17 protein-coding genes are annotated in these 17,374 nt (G+C 70.4%); 9 read left to right on the top strand and 8 right to left on the bottom strand.

All coding sequences use genetic code 11. The features are described 5' to 3' along the window. The first annotated feature begins 47 nt into the window (after nucleotides 1–47). Nucleotides 48–971 (top strand): hypothetical protein, encoded by a 924-nt coding sequence (locus tag ABH935_RS24540; RefSeq protein WP_370380259.1) that lies wholly within the window; start codon nucleotides 48–50, stop codon nucleotides 969–971. A gap of 68 nt (nucleotides 972–1,039) precedes the next feature. Here ABH935_RS24540 and ABH935_RS24545 read toward each other — a convergent pair whose 3' ends face one another. Then, nucleotides 1,040–1,927: an NAD-dependent epimerase/dehydratase family protein gene (locus ABH935_RS24545; RefSeq protein ID WP_370380260.1), complete on the bottom strand. Its 888-nt coding sequence runs from the start codon at nucleotides 1,925–1,927 to the stop codon at nucleotides 1,040–1,042. 141 nt (nucleotides 1,928–2,068) lie between these two features. Between ABH935_RS24545 and ABH935_RS24550 the strand changes: the two genes are divergently transcribed. Then, nucleotides 2,069–2,920: a helix-turn-helix transcriptional regulator gene (locus tag ABH935_RS24550; RefSeq protein ID WP_370380326.1), complete on the top strand. Its 852-nt coding sequence runs from the start codon at nucleotides 2,069–2,071 to the stop codon at nucleotides 2,918–2,920. Nucleotides 2,921–2,986: 66 nt separating this feature from the next. After that, on the top strand, nucleotides 2,987–3,289 hold the full coding sequence (locus ABH935_RS24555; protein WP_370380261.1) for a hypothetical protein: 303 nt from the start codon (nucleotides 2,987–2,989) through the stop codon (nucleotides 3,287–3,289). A gap of 74 nt (nucleotides 3,290–3,363) precedes the next feature. Here ABH935_RS24555 and ABH935_RS24560 read toward each other — a convergent pair whose 3' ends face one another. Genes ABH935_RS24560 through ABH935_RS24575 form a run of 4 tightly spaced genes read right to left on the bottom strand, consistent with a single transcriptional unit; the run spans nucleotide 3,364 to nucleotide 7,610 of the window. Then, nucleotides 3,364–3,858: a GNAT family N-acetyltransferase gene (locus tag ABH935_RS24560; RefSeq protein ID WP_370380262.1), complete on the bottom strand. Its 495-nt coding sequence runs from the start codon at nucleotides 3,856–3,858 to the stop codon at nucleotides 3,364–3,366. 52 nt (nucleotides 3,859–3,910) lie between these two features. After that, nucleotides 3,911–5,506 (bottom strand): FMN-binding glutamate synthase family protein, encoded by a 1,596-nt coding sequence (locus tag ABH935_RS24565; protein ID WP_370380263.1) that lies wholly within the window; start codon nucleotides 5,504–5,506, stop codon nucleotides 3,911–3,913. An 11-nt stretch (nucleotides 5,507–5,517) separates the two neighbouring features. Beyond that, nucleotides 5,518–6,927, bottom strand: coding sequence for a GntP family permease (locus ABH935_RS24570; protein ID WP_370380264.1), 1,410 nt, complete (start codon nucleotides 6,925–6,927; stop codon nucleotides 5,518–5,520). Continuing rightward, complete coding sequence (locus tag ABH935_RS24575; protein WP_370380265.1) at nucleotides 6,924–7,610, bottom strand: gluconokinase; 687 nt, start codon at nucleotides 7,608–7,610, stop codon at nucleotides 6,924–6,926. The genes ABH935_RS24570 and ABH935_RS24575 overlap by 4 nt, the downstream gene beginning before the upstream one ends. Before the next feature lie 198 nt (nucleotides 7,611–7,808). Here ABH935_RS24575 and ABH935_RS24580 point away from each other — a divergent pair, with 198 nt between their 5' ends. Beyond that, a complete protein-coding gene (locus tag ABH935_RS24580) occupies nucleotides 7,809–8,528 on the top strand; it encodes a FadR/GntR family transcriptional regulator (RefSeq protein ID WP_370380266.1) in 720 nt (239 codons plus the stop codon). 39 nt (nucleotides 8,529–8,567) lie between these two features. Beyond that, nucleotides 8,568–9,482: an amidohydrolase family protein gene (locus ABH935_RS24585; protein WP_370380267.1), complete on the top strand. Its 915-nt coding sequence runs from the start codon at nucleotides 8,568–8,570 to the stop codon at nucleotides 9,480–9,482. Nucleotides 9,483–9,489: 7 nt separating this feature from the next. On the opposite strand, the gene ABH935_RS24590 is transcribed toward ABH935_RS24585, so the two are convergent. After that, a complete protein-coding gene (locus tag ABH935_RS24590) occupies nucleotides 9,490–10,032 on the bottom strand; it encodes a DinB family protein (protein ID WP_370380268.1) in 543 nt (180 codons plus the stop codon). A 44-nt stretch (nucleotides 10,033–10,076) separates the two neighbouring features. Between ABH935_RS24590 and ABH935_RS24595 the strand changes: the two genes are divergently transcribed. Then, the gene (locus ABH935_RS24595; RefSeq protein ID WP_370380269.1) at nucleotides 10,077–11,030 is read left to right on the top strand and encodes a 2-hydroxyacid dehydrogenase; all 954 of its coding nucleotides are present in this window, start codon (nucleotides 10,077–10,079) and stop codon (nucleotides 11,028–11,030) included. A 423-nt stretch (nucleotides 11,031–11,453) separates the two neighbouring features. Here ABH935_RS24595 and ABH935_RS24600 read toward each other — a convergent pair whose 3' ends face one another. After that, on the bottom strand, nucleotides 11,454–13,694 hold the full coding sequence (locus tag ABH935_RS24600) for an MMPL family transporter (protein ID WP_370380270.1): 2,241 nt from the start codon (nucleotides 13,692–13,694) through the stop codon (nucleotides 11,454–11,456). Nucleotides 13,695–13,781: 87 nt separating this feature from the next. On the opposite strand from ABH935_RS24600, the gene ABH935_RS24605 reads away from it, so the two are divergent. Then, nucleotides 13,782–14,450, top strand: coding sequence for a TetR/AcrR family transcriptional regulator (locus ABH935_RS24605; protein WP_370380271.1), 669 nt, complete (start codon nucleotides 13,782–13,784; stop codon nucleotides 14,448–14,450). Between the two features lie 370 nt (nucleotides 14,451–14,820). Then, nucleotides 14,821–15,339, top strand: a complete 519-nt coding sequence (locus tag ABH935_RS24610) for a DUF3145 domain-containing protein (RefSeq protein ID WP_370380272.1) — start codon at nucleotides 14,821–14,823, stop codon at nucleotides 15,337–15,339. A gap of 117 nt (nucleotides 15,340–15,456) precedes the next feature. On the opposite strand, the gene ABH935_RS24615 is transcribed toward ABH935_RS24610, so the two are convergent. Then, nucleotides 15,457–16,398 (bottom strand): nitrilase family protein, encoded by a 942-nt coding sequence (locus tag ABH935_RS24615; protein WP_370380327.1) that lies wholly within the window; start codon nucleotides 16,396–16,398, stop codon nucleotides 15,457–15,459. A 73-nt stretch (nucleotides 16,399–16,471) separates the two neighbouring features. Between ABH935_RS24615 and ABH935_RS24620 the strand changes: the two genes are divergently transcribed. Continuing rightward, nucleotides 16,472–17,350 (top strand): LysR family transcriptional regulator, encoded by an 879-nt coding sequence (locus ABH935_RS24620; RefSeq protein ID WP_370380273.1) that lies wholly within the window; start codon nucleotides 16,472–16,474, stop codon nucleotides 17,348–17,350. The last annotated feature ends 24 nt before the right edge of the window (nucleotides 17,351–17,374 follow it).

The raw sequence follows: 17,374 nt of genomic DNA on the forward strand, positions 1-17,374 counted from the left end.
GCGCGTCGAGTATCACGCAGGAGGAACCGAGCCGGAAGAGGTGACAGGTGCGCGACGATCTGCCTCAAGCCATGCGGGAGACCGCGCGCCAGTTGGAGCCGGACGTCGTGCGGCTCGCCGCCGGCGGCGTCACGCGCGGGACGCGGATGCGGCGTCTGAAGCGGGGGGTCCAGGTGCTGGGCTCGGCGCTGGCTGTGGCGGTGGTGTTCGCGGCGGTGGTGGTGTTCGGGTCGCATCCGACTGGCGGTGTCGGTGTCGGTGTCGGTGCCGGAGGCACGCCGACGACCAGCACGCCGACGCCCGGCCAGTTGACGAACAGCCTGCCCGGTACGCCGACCGCCACTGCACCGACAGCTGATATAGGCACAGGGACCGGGACCGGAACCGGAACCGACGCCCAGGACGCCGGCACCCCCGCCTCCACCGGCGCCCCACAGGTCACCGGCAACGAGCTCATCAGTACCCTGAAATCCAGATTCCAAGGCACCGGCGTCACCGGCAGCTCCTACCTGGCCCGCGGCAGCGACCTCGCCGCCCCCGCGAACATGATGCCCCTGGGCATGATCATGGTCAGCGCACGCCTTTCCACCCAGCAGAACATCGGATCCATCGCCATCATCGTCTCCGGCCACCAGGGCACCGCCTCCGGGTTGGGCACACCGCAGGCCGTCGGCGGCGGTTCGACCGTATACGTGAACCAGGCCCCCGGAGGCACCGACGGCCCGCAACCCGACCACCTCACCCTCGACGTGACGCTGGTTCGCGCCGACGGCTCAAGCCTGACCGCCATCGAGACCAACTCCCCGAACGACAAAAGTCCCGCAGCGCCCGGCGCACCGTTGCTCCTGACCTCGGATCAGGTCACCACGCTGCTGGACAGTTCGGTTTGGGACGCGGCCATCGCCGCGGCCAAAGCGCTACCCGATCAGGAGCCGACTCTCGCAACGTATTCCGCAACGGCTTCCGGGTGAGCCACACAGCGAAGCGGGCGGTTCGCCGATGCGAACCGCCCGCCTGGCTTCCGGCTGAAACAGGACCCTCACATAGCCCCGGCGTCCACGGCCTGCCACATCGTCGGGTACAGCGGACGGTACCCGAGCACCCGGCGAGCCTTGCCGTTCTGCACGATGCCGAACCAGGGCTCGGTCACTTCCCGCTCGGCCATCTCCGGCGTCAGCTCGCGGCCCATGTAGCGGTAGATCTCCGCGACGGTCGCGGCGGAGTCGTCGGCGATGTTGAACACCTCGCCGCTCAGGCCTTCGGCGCGCAGTGCGAGCAGTACGCCCTGTGCCACGTCGGCGTGGTGCACCATCTGCAGGCGGCGGGAGGAGTGCCAGTCCAGGGGGCGCTGCATGAACTCCTCGATGTGGGGGTCGCCGTCGCCGTAGACGAAGGCCAGGCGTACCACCCGGAGGTCGAGACCGCGCCGGATTCGCAGGTCCTGCAACGACTTCTCGGCGGCGACCTTGGACTCCGGGTACGGACCGCCCCATGCGATCGGCCCGAGTTCGGTCTGCTCGTCCTGCGGGGCGTGGTGGCCGGCTCCGTAGACCAGGTTGGTGCTGGCGAACACGAAGCGCGTGACGCCGGCGTCCAGTGCGGCCTCGGCCAGGGCCGTCGACGCGTCGGTGTTCACCGCGGTGGCCCGCTCCGGGGTCGGGGCGTCGCGGAAGGTGGCGGCGAGGTGGATCACGGCGGCGGTGCCGTCGACGACGTCCTTGAAGCCCGCGGCGTCCAGGGTCGCCAGGTCGCCGACGACGAGCTCGGCGCCGGCCGCGCGCAGCTGTAGCGCCGCCTCCGACTCCGGGTCGCGGACCAGGGCGCGGACCGGATCGCCCTGGGACAGCACGCGCGGGATCAGCCGGCTGCCGACCTTCCCGGTGCCACCGGTGATGAGGATGGGCTTGGCGGAAGTGGTGGTGGTCATGAGGTTCGTCTCCTTCGGGCGACTGCTGATGTCCAGAACGTTGCCGCAGGTCGGAGCCGGTGTGCAGAGACCCGCTCATCCTGGGACTCGCGATCCCTGGATAGCTCGCGGCGGGTGCGCGATGCTGGAGGGGTGCTCAAGATCGATCGCCCCGAACTCGCCGCCTTCCTGCGCACCCGCCGTGAGCGGCTGCGTCCGGAGGACCTCGGTCTGCCCGCGAGCAGCCGCCGCCGGACCGCCGGCCTGCGCCGCGAGGAGGTCGCGATGGCCGCGGGCATGTCAGTGGACTACTACATCCGGCTGGAGCAGGCGCGCGGGCCGCAGCCCTCGGCCCAGCTGCTCGGCGCCCTCTCCCGCGCGCTGCGCCTGACCCGCGACGAGCACGACCACCTGTTCCACCTGTCCGGCGTGATGCCGGAGAACGACAGCTTCGTGCCGACCGACCACGTCCGTCCCGGCGTCCTGCATCTGCTGGACAAGCTGGACGACACCCCGGCGCTGGTGTGCAGCGACCGCGGCGACATGCTGGCCTGGAACGCGATGCAGGCCGCCCTGATGGGCGATCCCGGTCGCTTCCCGGTCGAGCAACGCAACATCGCCTGGCAGCACTTCTGCAACCCGGAGGCCGCGGAGTTCTTCCTGCCCGAGGACTTCGTCCGCAACGGCGAGCACACCGTCGCCGATCTGCGCGCCGGGCTCGCGGCCCGGCCCGACGACGCCCGGCTGCGGGCCCTCGTTGAGGAACTCAAGACGCGCAGTCAGCGCTTCGCGGACCTCTGGGAGCGGCACGACGTCGCGCGCCGCCGCTCCGACCACAAGACCGTGCTGCACCCGGTCGTCGGCCGCATCGACCTGGACTGCGAGGTCATGCTGTCGCCGGAGCACGACCAGCGCCTGATCATCCACTCGGCGCGGGCCGGGACGCCGGCGCAGCAGGCGCTGCAACTGCTCAGAGTGATCGGCACGCAGCGTATGGCCGAGGTGGATACGTAGGCAAAATACGTCGCGAAACGGAGGAGGCGCTCCCGCGTGCGGGTGCCCCCCGATACGGTTGTCAGCATGTTGGCGAGGGCAACGAAGGTCGGACTGGTCGTCGGTGTGGTGCTGGTGATCGTGGCGGCATACTCGATGTATAAGGGCTCGAACACCATTCCGACCTGCGACGGCCGGCAGATGACCGCGACGGACAGGTGCATCACGCACTATGCCGACGGCCACTCCGTCACCGAGGACTACGCACAGGCCAAGCACTACGACGACGCGGGCCTGGCCTGGGTCCTGCTGATCGCCGGCGTCGCGATCGGGGCGGCGTCGGCCGCGGGTTGGCAGCGGCGGCGCGGGTTCCGGCTCAGCGAGGCGTGAGGCGCTGGGACTGAGGCGCTGGGACTGAAACGTAAGGGGTCAGGCCCGAGGCGCGAGGCATCAGGCCCGAGGCCTTATGCCCGGGGCCGATCCAGCGCGTAGACCGTGCAAGGCATCCCCAGCACCGTGTCCTTGCGGCGCGGCGTGAACCCGAGCCGCTCGGCGACCGCGATCGACGCCTGGTTGCCGAGGGCGATCATCGCAGTGATCTGATCGAGGTCGAGCTTGCCGAAACCCCACTCCAGCACGGCCTGGGCGGCCTCGGTCGCGTACCCGTTGCCCCAGTGCTCGCGCCGGAACGTCCACCCGATCTCGGTCTCGCCGAACTCCTCCCACCAGTTGAGTCCGGACCGGCCGATCGCCTCGCCGGTGTCCAGCAGCTCCACGATGCACAAGCCGTAGCTGCGCGCGGCCCAGCTGTCCGAAATGCGACGAAGCCGATCCTCGGCACGCTCTGCGGTGTACGCGCCGACGAACCTGTTGACCTCCGGATCGGCGTGCAGGTCGACCCAGAAGTCGACGTCTTCCATGGTCGCGGGGCGCAGCCGCAGGCGCTCGGTGGTGATCATCACACCACTCTAGGCCGCACAGCGATCAAGCCGGCCGCGGGTTCGCGACGTGCTAGTCCTTTTTCACCCCCACCGCCCGGAACGTGTCCGGATCGGCGGCCTGCCAGTCCTCGTCCCAGCCCTGGACCGGCTCGGCGAGCAGTTCGCCCGGCCGCAGGTAGTGGTAGAGCTCTGCGTAAGTGCTCGTCTTGCGCTGGCTCACGCGCCGCTGCACCATCTCCGGCCGCAGCTCGTGCGGGCCGCTCAGGCCCATCGCGGCGATGAGCTGCTGCGCCTCGGCGACCGTCGCGGACTGGAAGCGCTTCACGCGCAGCGCCTTGTCCGGCACGTCCAGGGCCCGGTAGCGCTTCGGATCCTGGGTGGCGACGCCGACCGGGCAGTGGTTGGTGTGGCACTTCTGCGCCTGGATGCAGCCGACGGCCATCATCATGGCGCGCGCGGCGTTCGTGTAGTCGGCGCCCTGCGCGATGCGCTTCACGATGTCGGTACCGCGCGCGATCTTGCCGCTGGCGCCGATCCGGATCCGGTCCCGCAGCCCCGCGCCGACCAGCGCGTTGTGCACCGTCAGCAGGCCGTGGGTGAGCGGCGTCCCGACGTTGTCCTCGAACTCCAGCGGCGCCGCGCCGGTGCCGCCCTCGGAGCCGTCGACCACGATGAAGTCCGGGGTCACACCCTCGGCCAGCATCGCCTTGCACACGGCCAGGAACTCGCGCCGTGAACCCACGCACAGCTTGAAGCCGGTGGGCTTGCCGCCGGACAGCTCCCGCATCTTCGCGATGAACAGCACCAGCTCGCGCGGCGTGCTGAAGACCTTGTGCGACGGCGGGCTGGTGACCGTGACGCCCTCCGGGACACCGCGGATGTCGGCGATCTGCCGCGTCACCTTCGGCCCCGGCAGCACGCCGCCGAGCCCCGGCTTCGCGCCCTGGCTCAGCTTCAGCTCCACACACTTGATCTGCGGATCTGCGGCCTTGTCGCGGAACTTGTCGGGGTCGAAGTTCCCGTCGGCGGTCCGCGCGCCGAAGTAGCCGGAGCCGAGCTCCCAGACCAGGTCGCCGCCGCCTTCGCGGTGGTACGGCGAGATGCCGCCCTCGCCGGTGTCGTGCGCGAAGCCGCCGGCCTTGGCGCCCTTGTTCAGTGCGAGGATCGCGTTCGCGGACAAGGCGCCGAAGCTCATCGCCGAGACGTTCAGCAGCGCCATCTCATATGGATGCTTGCAATCCGGGCCGCCTATGAGGACCCGCGGCTGCTCCGGCGTCGGCTGCAACGGCGACATCGAGTGCTCCAGGAACTCATAGCCCGAGGACTCGACGTCCAGCTCGGTCCCGAACGCCTGGTCGCCGTGGATGCCCTTGGCCCGTTCGTAGACCACCGAGCGGGTGTCGCGGTCGAAGGGACGCCCGCCGGTGTTCGTCTCGATGAAGTACTGCTGAATCTCCGGGCGTATGTACTCCATCATGAAACGCGCGTGGCCCAGGACCGGGAAGTTCCGCAGGATGGAGCGCCGCGGCTGCAGCACGTCGTAGATCCCGAGCACCAGCAGCAGGGCCAGGGGGATCAGGGCGAAGAGCCAAAGGGGCGAAAAGGACACTGCCCACGCCGAAAGCAGCGTGAGCAGCGCCAAAGCCGGCAGCATGAGCAGTCCCATGCCGCCGCACACTAGTGCACGAAGGTTCCGAGGATCAGGATGACCACGATGGATACGGTCGACAGGATCGTCTCCATCGCCGACCACGACTTGAACGTCTGCTTGACGTCCATGCCGAAGAACTCCTTAACCAGCCAGAAACCGGCGTCGTTGACGTGCGACAGGAACAGCGAGCCGGAGCCCACCGCCAGTGCCAGCAGCGCGGTGGAGGTGTTCGTGTGGGACGCCGCGATCGGCGCGATGATGCCGGAGGCGGTGACGGTCGCCACCGTCGCCGATCCCGTGGCCAGCCGGATACCGACCGCGATCAGCCAGGCGAGCAGCAGCAGCGACAGGTGGGAGTTGTTCGCGGCCTTGCCGATCGAGTCGGCGATGCCGGTGCCGACCAGCATCTGCTTGAAGCCGCCGCCGGCGCCGATGATCAGCAGGATGCCGGCGATCGGGCCCAGCGAGGCGCCCATGACGTCGGAGGCCTTGCGGCCGAAGCCGAGGGCGAACACGGCGTAGACCACGCCGACGATCATCGCCATGATCGGGTCGCCGACGAAGTCCATCACCTTGTGCAGCTCGGAGGCCGGGCTGCTGTCGGCGATGTCGACCACCGTCTTGACCAGCATGATGACCACCGGCAGCAGGATCACCGAGAGCGTGGTGAGCACCGAGGGGGTCCTGCCGTCGGCCCGCTCGGTCGTCGTGTACTGCGCGGCAAGGTTCTCCGGCGGGTGCGGGTGCACGCGCTTGGAGATCCAGGTGCCGTAGAGCGGTCCGCCGATGATCGCGGTCGGGATCGCGACGATGACGCCGAACAGCAGCGTCGTGCCCAGGTCCGCGTGCAGGGCGTTGATCGCCACCAGCGGCCCCGGGTGCGGCGGGATCAGGCCGTGCAGGATGGACAGGCCGGCCAGCGCCGGGATGCCGACGCGCAGGATCGAGCCGCCGGTGCGCTTCCAGACCAGGTAGATGATCGGGACCATCAGGACCAGGCCGACCTCGAAGAACATCGGGATGCCGACGACCATCGCGGCCACCACCATCGCCCACGGCGCGCGCTTCTCGCCGACCCGGTCGACGATCGCGCCGACCAGCCGGTCGGCGCCGCCGGAGTCGACCAGCATCTTGCCGAGCATGGCGCCCAGGGCCACGATCACGCCGACGTTGCCCAGGACGCCGCCGACGCCGGTCTCGGTGGTCGACAGGAGCTTGTCGACCGGGATGCCGCCGGCGACGCCGACGAACAGGCCGCCGATGAGCAGGGCGAGGAAGGGGTGGATCTTCGTCACCGCGGTCATCAGGACGACCAGGGCGATGCCGGCCAGGGCGACGAGGATCAGGCGGGTGTCGTGGCCGGTCCAGGCGGTGGACTTGGCGGTTTTGGCGGCGGCTTCGGCCAGGGCCGGGTGGGAGGCCAGGGCCGGGATCATGCGCCTGCCTCCTTGTCGTGCGCGGCCTTGTCCTGGGCGGCCTGGTTCTGTGCGGCCTTGTCCTGTGCGGCATGGCCCTGCGCTGCTTCGTTATGCGCTGCTTCGGTCCGGTCGTGCGCGGCCTCGACGGCTTCCAGCTTCTCGGCGTGGATCAGGCGCTCGGCGACGGTCAGCGGCGAGTCGTGGTCGTCGACCTTGACGCGTACCGGGTGCTCGTCGTCGGCCGGCGGCTCCAGATCCCCGAACTGCGAGTCGAGCAGCTCCGGCGGGAAGAAGTGGCCGTTGCGCGCGGTGAGCCGCCGGGCCACGGTCTCGCGGTCGGCGTCCAGGTAGATCAGGCGCACCTGCGGACGCCCGGCCAGCAGCCGGTCGCGGTAGACGCGCTTGAGCGCGGACGAGGTGACGACGCCGGGGCGTCCGCGGGCCGTGGTCTCGTCGATCCAGCGCCCGATGTTGTCCAGCCAGGGCCAGCGGTCCTCGTCGGTCAGCGGGTGTCCGGCGGACATCTTGGCGATGTTGGCCGCCGGATGGAAGGCGTCCGCCTCGGCGTACTCCCAGCCCAGCCGGCCGGCGAGCAACGAGCCGATGGTGGTCTTCCCGCTGCCGGAGACCCCGGTGACGAGCAGGATGGGCGGCTGGGCGCCCGGAACGGCGGGCGATGCTGCGGGCGATGCGGCATTCACGGTTCAGTCTCCTTTGACCCCGTACGCGACACCTCGTGACGCGCCACGCGTCACGGTAGGCCAAAAAGTATGACGATTGAAGAGGTGGTGACTATTCCGTAATACGAAACAGCTCGCGCCGGGGCGCTGAACCGGCGTCGTCGGCGCGATGATGGTCTCGGACTCACCCGCACAGGACCTGGCAACGAGAGGAACGGCATGCCGGAGTTGGGCAAAGGACTGGCCGGCAAGGTCGCGGACGACCTCGGCCACGCCATCGCCGGCGGCCGCCACAACCCCGGCGACGTGCTCCGTACCGACGACCTCGCGGAGAGCTTCGGCGTCAGCCGCACGGTGGTGCGCGAGGCGGTGCAGGCCCTGCAGTCGAAGCGGCTGTTGCGCAGCTCCCCGCGCGTGGGACTGACGGTACGGCCGGTCCGCGAGTGGCACCTGTACGACCCGGACGTGATCCGCTGGCGCCTGGCCGGAGCGGAGCGCACGACGGTGCTCGACGAACTGACGGAGCTGCGCGGCGCGGTCGAGCCGGCGGCTGCGGCCGCGGCGGCCCGGCAGGCGGACCGCGCGAAGCGCACGAGCCTGCTGGAGAGCTCGGCGCGGATGCGCGCGGCGGCGGCGGTGGGGGACCGGACGTCGTTCCTGGAGGCGGACGTCGACTTCCACCGGCTGGTGTTGGGCATGTGCGGCAACCCGCTGTTCGCACAGTTGGCGCCGGTGACGGAGGAGCTGCTGCGCGGGCGCGCGGCGCTGAAGCTGCTGCCGACCGCGCCGGACCCTGCCGACGCGGACCGGCACGACGCGGTGGCGGTCGCGGTCGCGGCGGGGGATCCGGAGCGGGCGGAGGTGGCGATGCGGGCTGTGGTGGCGGAGTCGTTGGAGGACATTCACATGCGGCTGGAGGGGCGGCAGGGTTCCGACTAATAACAGGCCTTACAGGACAGGTCGGCTACGGTGGATCGCGTGTCAGAGACAGATCTTGTGTCGGAAACAGATCACGCGGCCACGGCCGAGGAGACTTCCGACGTCCGCCGTTTCTGGCAGGCGTTGGGATTGCCGGGACTGATCGACCTCCACACCCACTTCATGCCGCATCGCCTCCTGGACCGGATCCAGGCCTACTTCGACGCCGCCGGTCCGCTGATCGGGCGTGAATGGCCGATCCGCTACCGCCAGGACGAGGAACAGCGGCTGGAGATCCTGCGTGGCTTCGGCCTCCTCGCCTTCACCTCGCTGGCCTATCCGCACAAGCCGGGCATGGCTGAGAGTCTGAATGCCTGGACCGCCGATTTCGCCGCACGCACCCCCGATTGCCTGCACAGCGCCACGTTCTTCCCCGAGCCTGAGGCGGCCGCCTACGTCCCGGCGGCGATCGAGGCCGGCGCGCGCGTCTTCAAGGCGCACATCCAGGTCGGCGACTACGATCCCGCCGATCCGCTGCTGGATCCGGTGTGGGGGGCGTTGGCGGAGGCTGGGATCCCGGTGATCGCGCACTGCGGCTCGGGGCCGGTCGCGACTCGCTTCACGGGCCCGGCGTCGATGGCGCCGGTGCTGGCCGCGCACCCGACGTTGCGGCTGATCGTGGCGCACTTCGGGATGCCTGAGTACGTCGAGTTCCTCGACCTGGCCGAGCGGTATGACGGCGTGCTGTTCGACACCACGATGGCGTTCACGGACTTCTTCGGGCGCGTCGAGCTGCCGGACCGGGAGCGGAAGCGGATCGCAGAGCTCGAAGAACGGATCCTGTTCGGGAGTGACTTCCCGAACATCCCCTACTCCTACATGCAGGCGCTGGACGCCTTGTCCCGCCTCGATTTCGGTGACGACTGGCTCCGCGCCGTGTGTCACGGGAACGCGGCGCGGATCTTCGGGGCGTGAACTCGTTTCAGCCTTCGTGGCGGCGGCCGGTCACGTCCCACAGGTGGTGGATCGGGTCGTGGACGAAGTAGCGGGCCAGCGACTCGATGGTGAAGTCGGAGCCGTCGCTGCGGTGGCCGGTGCGTTCCCACTCGTCTTCGGACACTGATTCGAACTTCGCGGCGATCACGTCGGTGCTGTCTACGAGTGCTGCGATGACCGTGTCAGGGTCCTGTTCGCCGTACTTGTCGTCCACCGCCGTGGCGTCCTGGTCCCAGTTCGCGTACTGCGGATCGTCCTGCTCGACCATCAACTCGACGCGGCGCAGGTAGACCTGGTTGCAGTCGCGGACGTGGCAGGCGTACTCCAGCGGCGACCACTTGGTCGGCTCCGAGCGCGTGCGGACATGCTCGGCGCCGTTGTCGGCGAAGTAGGTGCGCCAGCCTTCGGCGTTGGCACGCAGCAGGGCCGGGATCTCCTCGCGGGCGACGGCGCCGGCCGCGAAGCCGCACTCCGGGCAGGGGCGCTGGAGGACCCAGGTCCAGTTCTTGGTGTCCGGTGTGATCGTCATGGCGTCACCCTAGCGGCGGCGGCGCGGTCGGTAGAGTGCGTTCCATGCCGCAGACAAGCTCACGCCGGGTATGGGTGCCGTACGGACAGTCGGCGAAGGAGGTGCCCGAGGGGCTGGTGGCCGACGTGTTCACCGGCCGGGACCTCGATGCGCCCGGCGGGGTGCCGGAGTCGATCGACGAGGTCGAGTTCTTCGTGCTGCCGTACATGTTCGTCAACGCGCATCCCGAGTTCATGGGGCGGATGCCGCGGTTGAAGGTGGCGCAGACGCTGACGGCCGGGTACGAGAACGTGCTACCGCATGTGCCCGAGGGCGTGACGCTGTGCAACGCCCGCGGGCTGCACGACGCCTCGACGGCGGAGCTGGCGGTGACGCTGACGCTGTCGGCGCTGCGGGGGATCCCGCGGTACGTGCGGCAGGCAGAGCGCGGCGAGTGGCGGCCGACGTACGCGGTCGACATCGACGCGGTCGACGACGCGCTGGCCGACAAGACGGTGCTGATCCTCGGCTACGGCTCCATCGGCTCCGCGATCGAGCGCCGCCTGGCCGGCTTCGAGGTCGACGTGCTGCGCGTCGCGCGGACGGCGCGCGAGGGCGTGCACCCCTTCACGGAGATCGACGCCCTGCTGCCGCAGGCGGACGTCGTGATCGTGATGGTGCCGGCGACGGACGAGACCCGTGGGATGGTCGACGCGCGCTTCCTGGCCCGGATGAAGGACGGCGCACTGCTGGTGAACGTGGCGCGCGGCGTCGTGGTGCGCACCGAGGCGCTGATGGCGGAGTGCGCCTCGGGCCGCCTGCGCGCGGCGATGGACGTCACGGACCCGGAGCCCCTGCCCGCGGACCACCCGCTGTGGCACACGCCGAACGTCCTGATCACGCCGCACGTCGGCGGCGCTTCGACGGCGTTCCTGCCGCGGGCGCTGCGGATGATCGACGCGCAGCTGCGGCGGTTCGCGGCGGGGGAGGAGCTGGCGAATGTGGTGCGGGCGGGGTGAGGGGCGGGGCGGGGCGTTTGGCGGCGCTGGGCTGAGCGCTGGCTGGGGGTGCTGGCTGGGGCTTGAGGCGCGGCGCGCCGCGACTGGTGCGCGCGGCTGGCTTGGGGCCGGAGTGTTGCGGCTGCGGCTGCGGCTGCGGCTGCGGCTGAGGGCGGCGCGGGCGGGAGGTCTGAGTCGGGGCCAGCGTCGCAGCGGCGGTGCGCGGCTGACGGTGTTGGTGAACCACGCCCACGTTCGGCCCAACTTCGCCGCGGATTCAGTCCCCGAGCATTGACGGCGGAGCGCGCGCCACCGATCCTGAACTGGATCCGGTGGCGCGCGCTCCTTATTTGAGGTGGTCAGCCCCCTTGGTAGGGCGGGGCCCTACACACTGGGGCTTTGCATGCTCGGGCCCTGAGCGGCGGCTATAGCCTCAGCAACGCCCTACGCCTCGTTCCGCGAAGTCCCGACCAGTTCGACCGGTCGGCCTTCGGCTCCGCCGCTTCCGGCGCCGTCACCCGCGTCCTCGCTGAGCCCGAACCGCTCGTGCACCCACCGCAGCGGTCCCGGCGCCCACCAGGCGCTGCGTCCCAGGACGCGCATGGCGGCGGGGACCAGGATGCCGCGGATTAGCACGGCGTCGATCAGAATCGCCACGCCGCAGCCCAGGCCGAAGAACTGCAGGAAGCTCACCGACGCGGTTCCGAAGGCGAAGAAGCTCACCGCCAGCAGCCCTGCCGCTGTCGAGACGATGCGGCCGGTGCGTGCCAGTCCCTCACTCACCGAGTGGCGCAGGTCCGCGCCCTGCGTGTGGAGTTCCTTGATGCGGCTCGTGACGAAGACCTCGTAGTCCATCGAGAGCCCGAACGCGATGCAGAACAACAGTACTGTCATCGCCGTGTCCATCGGCCGGGCCGTGAAGCCCAGTAGGCCGGACAGGTGTCCCTGCTGGAAGATCCACACCATTGTGCCGATCGATGCCGACAGCCCCAGGGTATTCAGCACCAGTGCGCGCAGCGGCTGCGTGACGCTGCCCGTGAACAGGAACAGCACGATGAACGTCGTCAGTACCACCCACCCGATCGCGTACGGCAGCCGCGCCGTGATCCCGTGCTCGGAGTCGATCAGCCGCGCCGTCTCGCCGCCGATCAGCGTCGACGTGCCCGCCGGGCCCGGGACCGCGCGGGCGTCCCGCACCAGCTGCTCCGCCGCGGCCGAGTGGCTTTCCGCGGACGTGAACACCGTCAGTTCCTGGGCGGACTTCGTCCCCATGCCCGCGTCGGAGGGGTTCATGCCCTGCGCCGCGCCGTGGGCGTACGAGCCCGCGCTGCTGTCCACGCGCACCGCGCCCGGCAGTGTCGAGAGCTTCGCCGCGTACGTTCCCACCGAGGCTGTGTCGGCCGGTCCCGTCGTGACCACCTGGACCGCCGTCGCCTGGTTGCCCTGGAAGTCGTTGTGCAGGGCGTCGGCGGCCTGGCGCGCCGGGGCACTCGTCGGCAGCACTGTCTCGTCGGGGGTGCCGAAGGACGCACCCAGGAGTGGCGAGGCCAGGAAGGCCAGCACCGCGACCACCGGCAGCGCCATCAGGGCCGGCCGCTTCATCACGAGCGAGGCCAGGCGGCCCCACGCCGGCGCCGCCGAGCCCTGCTGCGCACCCCGTGCCCAGGGCAGTCGGCCGGCGTTGACGCGGGTGCCGAGCGCCGCCAGCAGTGCCGGCATGATGATCAGGGCGCTGGCCGCCGCGATCGCGACCACGCCGATGCCGGCGTAGGCGAACGAGCGCAGGAAGTAGAACGGGAACACCAGCAGCGCGGCCAGGGCGGCGGCGACCGTCAGCGCCGAGAAGGCGATCGTGCGGCCGGCCGTGCGCATCGTCCCCAGCACCGCGTCCTGGACGCTCGTGCCGTGCGACAGGTACTCGCGGTAGCGGGCGACCATCAGGAGGGCGTAGTCGATGCCCAGGCCCAGGCCGAGGGCGGTGGTGATGTTGATCGCGAAGACCGAGACGTCGGTGATGCGGCCCAGGATCGCCAACTCGGCGAAGGTGCCCAGGATCGCGACCAGGCCGATCGCCAGCGGCAGCAGCGCCGCCACCAGGCTGCCGAAGGCCAGGACCAGCAGGATCAGGGTCAGCGGGACGGCGATCGACTCCGCGACCGCCAGGTCCTTGGTGACCTGGTCGGTGACGTTGTGGTTCACCGCCGCGTCGCCGCCGGCCTGGACCGTCACCGCCGCGTTGTCCTTGACGTAGTCGCCGAGCAGGCGGTTCGTGGTCTTGCCGACCTGGTTGTCGTCGCCCAGGACGCGGACCAGGACCATCGCGTCGCGGCCGTCCGTGGAGCGCAGGCCCGGGCTGTGGTTGGCGAAGTAGGACACGACGTTGCTCACGCCGTGGTCCGCGGACAGTTCCTGGGTCAGGGTCTGACCGGCCTGCGCCGCGGCGCCGCTGTCGACGTCGCCGGTGCGGGCGCCGACCACCAGGACCAGGTTCGGCTGGCCGCCGAACTGGGCGTTGATCGCCTGCTGGGACCGCCAGGACTGGGAGCTGGTGTCGTCGAAGCCGCCGGACTTCAGCACGCCGAACGCGCCGATGCCGACCACGGCCATGGCCACCAGCAGTATCGATGCTGCCGTCAGGACGGCTTTGGGCCGCCCTACCGCGAGTCTGCCGATTCTTCCGAGCATGGTGTTACAGACCCCCTCCGGGTCGGGCGTCGCGTCAAGTTGACGCCGTTAACATCGAGCATGCCGATCATTGTTAACGGTGTCAACATGAGGCACGATGAACAGGTGACCACGTCGAAGACCACCCCCCGGACCCGCTACCACCACGGCGACCTGCGCAACGCCATGATGGAGTCGGCGGTGGAGCTGGCGCGGACCGGCGGGCCGGACGCGGTGGTGCTGCGCGAGGTGGCGCGGCGGGTCGGGGTGTCGGCGACCGCGGCTTACCGGCATTTCTCTGATGCTGAGGCGCTGCTGGACGAGGTGAAGCGCAGCGCGCTGGAGGTGCTCGCCGAGGCGATGGCGGCCGCTGTGGCGCGGGTCCCGGTCGACGGCGACCCCGGCGACGTCGCGGTGGCCCGGCTGCGCGCGGTGGCGCACGCCTACATCGACTTCGCGGTCGAGCAGTCCGGGCTGTTCATGACCGCCTTCTGCCGCACGAACACCGTGCCCGGCCACGAGTACGGCGGCGAGCCGTACAACGAGACCGAAGCGTTCCGGGGGCTGGGGGCGCTGCTCGACGCGCTGGTCGCGACCGGCCGGATGGCCGCCGAACGCCGTCCCGGGGCCGACATCGCGGCCTGGTCGATGGTGCACGGGTTCGCGCTGCTGCTGGTCGACGGGCCGTTGCAGCGGCACCTGTCGGCCGAGGAGCAGGACTTCGCGCTGGAGCGGACGGTGGACGTGATCGTCCGGGGGCTGACGGCCGGCGAGTGAACGGCCGGCGAGTGAGTGGCCGACAGGGCAGTGGGGGGGCGAGAGGCGGAGTCGGCGTTCCGGTAGTTCGGCGCAGGTATGGGGAAAACCCCGAACCGATCCGTCGCGTATACGACGGTCTGCTCATATCAGTGATCATATCTAAGGACTCAGAGGGTCTGGTGGGTTCTGATCCGTTTGGAGATCACCCAATTGGCGGCCTGTGCGCGGGCCGCTGGGCAGCTTAGAGTGCAAGAGCACTAAGACAACTGGTGCCGCGCCCCGAGCGTGCGGCAGAATAAAGGCCGCTGACATGGGGCTCCACGAGTTGTGGTGCGGGCAAGGCCGCTGGGGAAGGCGAACCTCGCCGCAGCACAGCCAGGAGGTCCCGATGACGGCACAGTCGGCAAACAAGACAGTGACAAGCGGAGTCCTCTACATCCACTCCGCTCCACGCGCGCTCTGCCCGCACATCGAGTGGGCGGTGGCGAGCGTACTCGGCGTGCGCGTCAGTCTGGACTGGACGCACCAGCCCGCCGAACCGCACACGTGGCGGGCCGAGCTGTCCTGGCGCGGGCAGGCCGGGACCGCCGCGAGCATCACCTCGCAGCTGCGGGGCTGGCAGCAGCTGCGCTTCGAGGCCACCGAGGACCCGTCGGACGGGACCGAGGGGGAGCGCTTCTCCTCCACGCCCACGCTCGGCGTCTACCGGGCCGCCACCGGCATGCACGGTGACATCGTCATCGCCGAGGACCGGCTGCGCGCCGCCCTGGGCCGGGCCCATCGTGGCGAGTCCACGTTGGAGCGCGAGGTCGAGGCGCTGCTCGGCAAGCCCTGGGACGACGAGCTGGAGCCGTTCCGGTACGCGGGTGAGGGGGCGCCGGTGCGGTGGTTGCATCAGGTCGGGTGATGCCCGCCGGGCGGTGCTCCGGACGCCGGATCATGGCGCCGTTCACTCCCACGGGTGGTCTTCGCCGACCGGTTTCTGAGCCGAGGTGATGATCGGATCGGCGGAAAAGAGGCATGATCAGCTGAACCGAGCCGTCCGCGCGTCCACCTCGTCGCCGTACTTCGCCGTCAGCGGCCGGTACAGCTCCGGCCGCCGGGCCCGCAGCCAGCGCCGGCCGGTGGCGGTCGGGACCAGGTCCAGGTCGAGGTCGGCGGCGACCAGGTCGTCGGCCGCGGCCGCGGACTCGGCGAGGATCCGGCCGTAGGGGTCGATGATCATCGCGTTGCCGGTGCGGACCTCGTCGTCGTCCCGGCCCACGCCGTTGCTGAAGAGCACGAACAGGCCGTTGTCGTGGGCCCGGGACGGCAGCCAGCGCAGCAGCCACTCCCGGCCGTTCGGGCCGCGGAAGGCGTCCTGGACGGCGGCCGGGTCGGCGTGGCGGTTCTCCCAGACGCTCATCGGGATCGGCTTCATGCCGTGCGGGCTCACCGAGTTCGTGCCGCCGGTCTGGTGCGGGGCCAGCAGCACCTCGGCGCCGAGCAGCGCGGTGGCGCGGACGTTCTCGACGAGGTTGTTGTCGTAGCAGATCAGGACCCCGACCCGGACGCCCCACGGCGTGTCGAACACCGTGTAGCGGCTGCCGGAGGAGATCGCCTCGTGTTCGAAGGCGTGCACCTTGCGGTGGATGTGCACGGTGCCGTCGGGCAGGCAGACGGCGTAGGCGTTGAACAGCCAGCCGTCGCGCTCGGTGAGCAGGCCGAACCCGATGCCGAGGCGCAGCTCCGCGGCCAGGGCGCTGATCCGGGCGATGCTCGGGCCGTCGTCGGGCTCGGCGACGTCGTGCAGATAGGCGGCGTCGCGCTTGGTCAGGTGCCAGTAGCCGAGCAGGCACATCTCCGGGAACGCGACGAGCTGCACGCCGTCGGCCGCGGCGGCGCGGGCGAAGTGCTCGACCCGGGCCAGGTTGTCCTCCTTGGCGCCGGGGCTCGGCTCGAACTGGACTGTCGCGGCGCGAAGCATCATGCGTCCATGCAAGCTCCGCTGCCTTCGATGAGTCCAATGAATGTCGCGAGGCTTTCGATAAGCTGGAGGAATGGAAGACCGGCTGGTGCGGGCATTCGTCGCGGTCGCCGACCACGGCACGTTCGGCGCCGCGGCGAAGGCCCTGGCCGTGACGCAGCCGGCGCTGACCAAGCAGATCCAGGCGCTGGAGGCGCGGCTCGGCGGGGCGGTGTTCCGGCGCGGACGGCTCGGTGCCAGCCTGACCCCTCTCGGCCGCACCCTGCTGCCGGATGCCCGGGACGCCCTGGACCGGCTCGACGGCTTCGAGCTGCGGGCCAAACGGCTGACGGCCGGCGGTGCGGGGCGGCTGGCGCTGGCGTTCGGGCTGTCGACGATCGACTTCGCGCCGCGGGCGGTCGCCGAGTTCCGGCGGCGGCACCCCGACGTCGGCGTCACGCTCGACGACATGGCCTCGGCGGTGCAGCTGGAGCGGCTGCGGCGGGGACAGTTGGACGCCGGGTTCGCGCGGCTGCCGGTGGACCCGGACTTGTCCGTGCTCGAACTCGGCGTCGACCAGCTGACGCTGGCCGTCCCCGGGAACGTCGACACCGCGCCCGGAGTGCGGGAGCTGATCCGCCGGCACGGGATGGTGGCGCTGGTGCAGACCAGAGGGCCGGGGTTCGTCGACCAGGTGCAGCGCTACCTGGCCGCTGAGGGGATCAAGCCGCGGGTATTGCAGCGCGCGAACGATCTGCAGACGGTGATGGCGCTGGTCGCGGCCGGGGTCGGGGTGGCGCTGGTGTCGGCGCGGGCACCGGTGGTGATGGCGCCGGAGCGGATCCGGTGGGTGCCGATCGATCATGAGGCGGCACGGTGGCGGATCGGGCTGGTGTGGGGCGGGGGTGAGGTCGCGCCGGCGTTGGAGGCGTTCTTGGAGGTGACGCGGGAGTTGGCGGCCGGTGGGTGGTGATCGGGGATCAGGTCTTGGCGATCG

The organism is Catenulispora sp. GAS73 (assembly GCF_041262085.1).
In the GTDB taxonomy this organism is placed as follows: domain Bacteria; phylum Actinomycetota; class Actinomycetes; order Streptomycetales; family Catenulisporaceae; genus Catenulispora.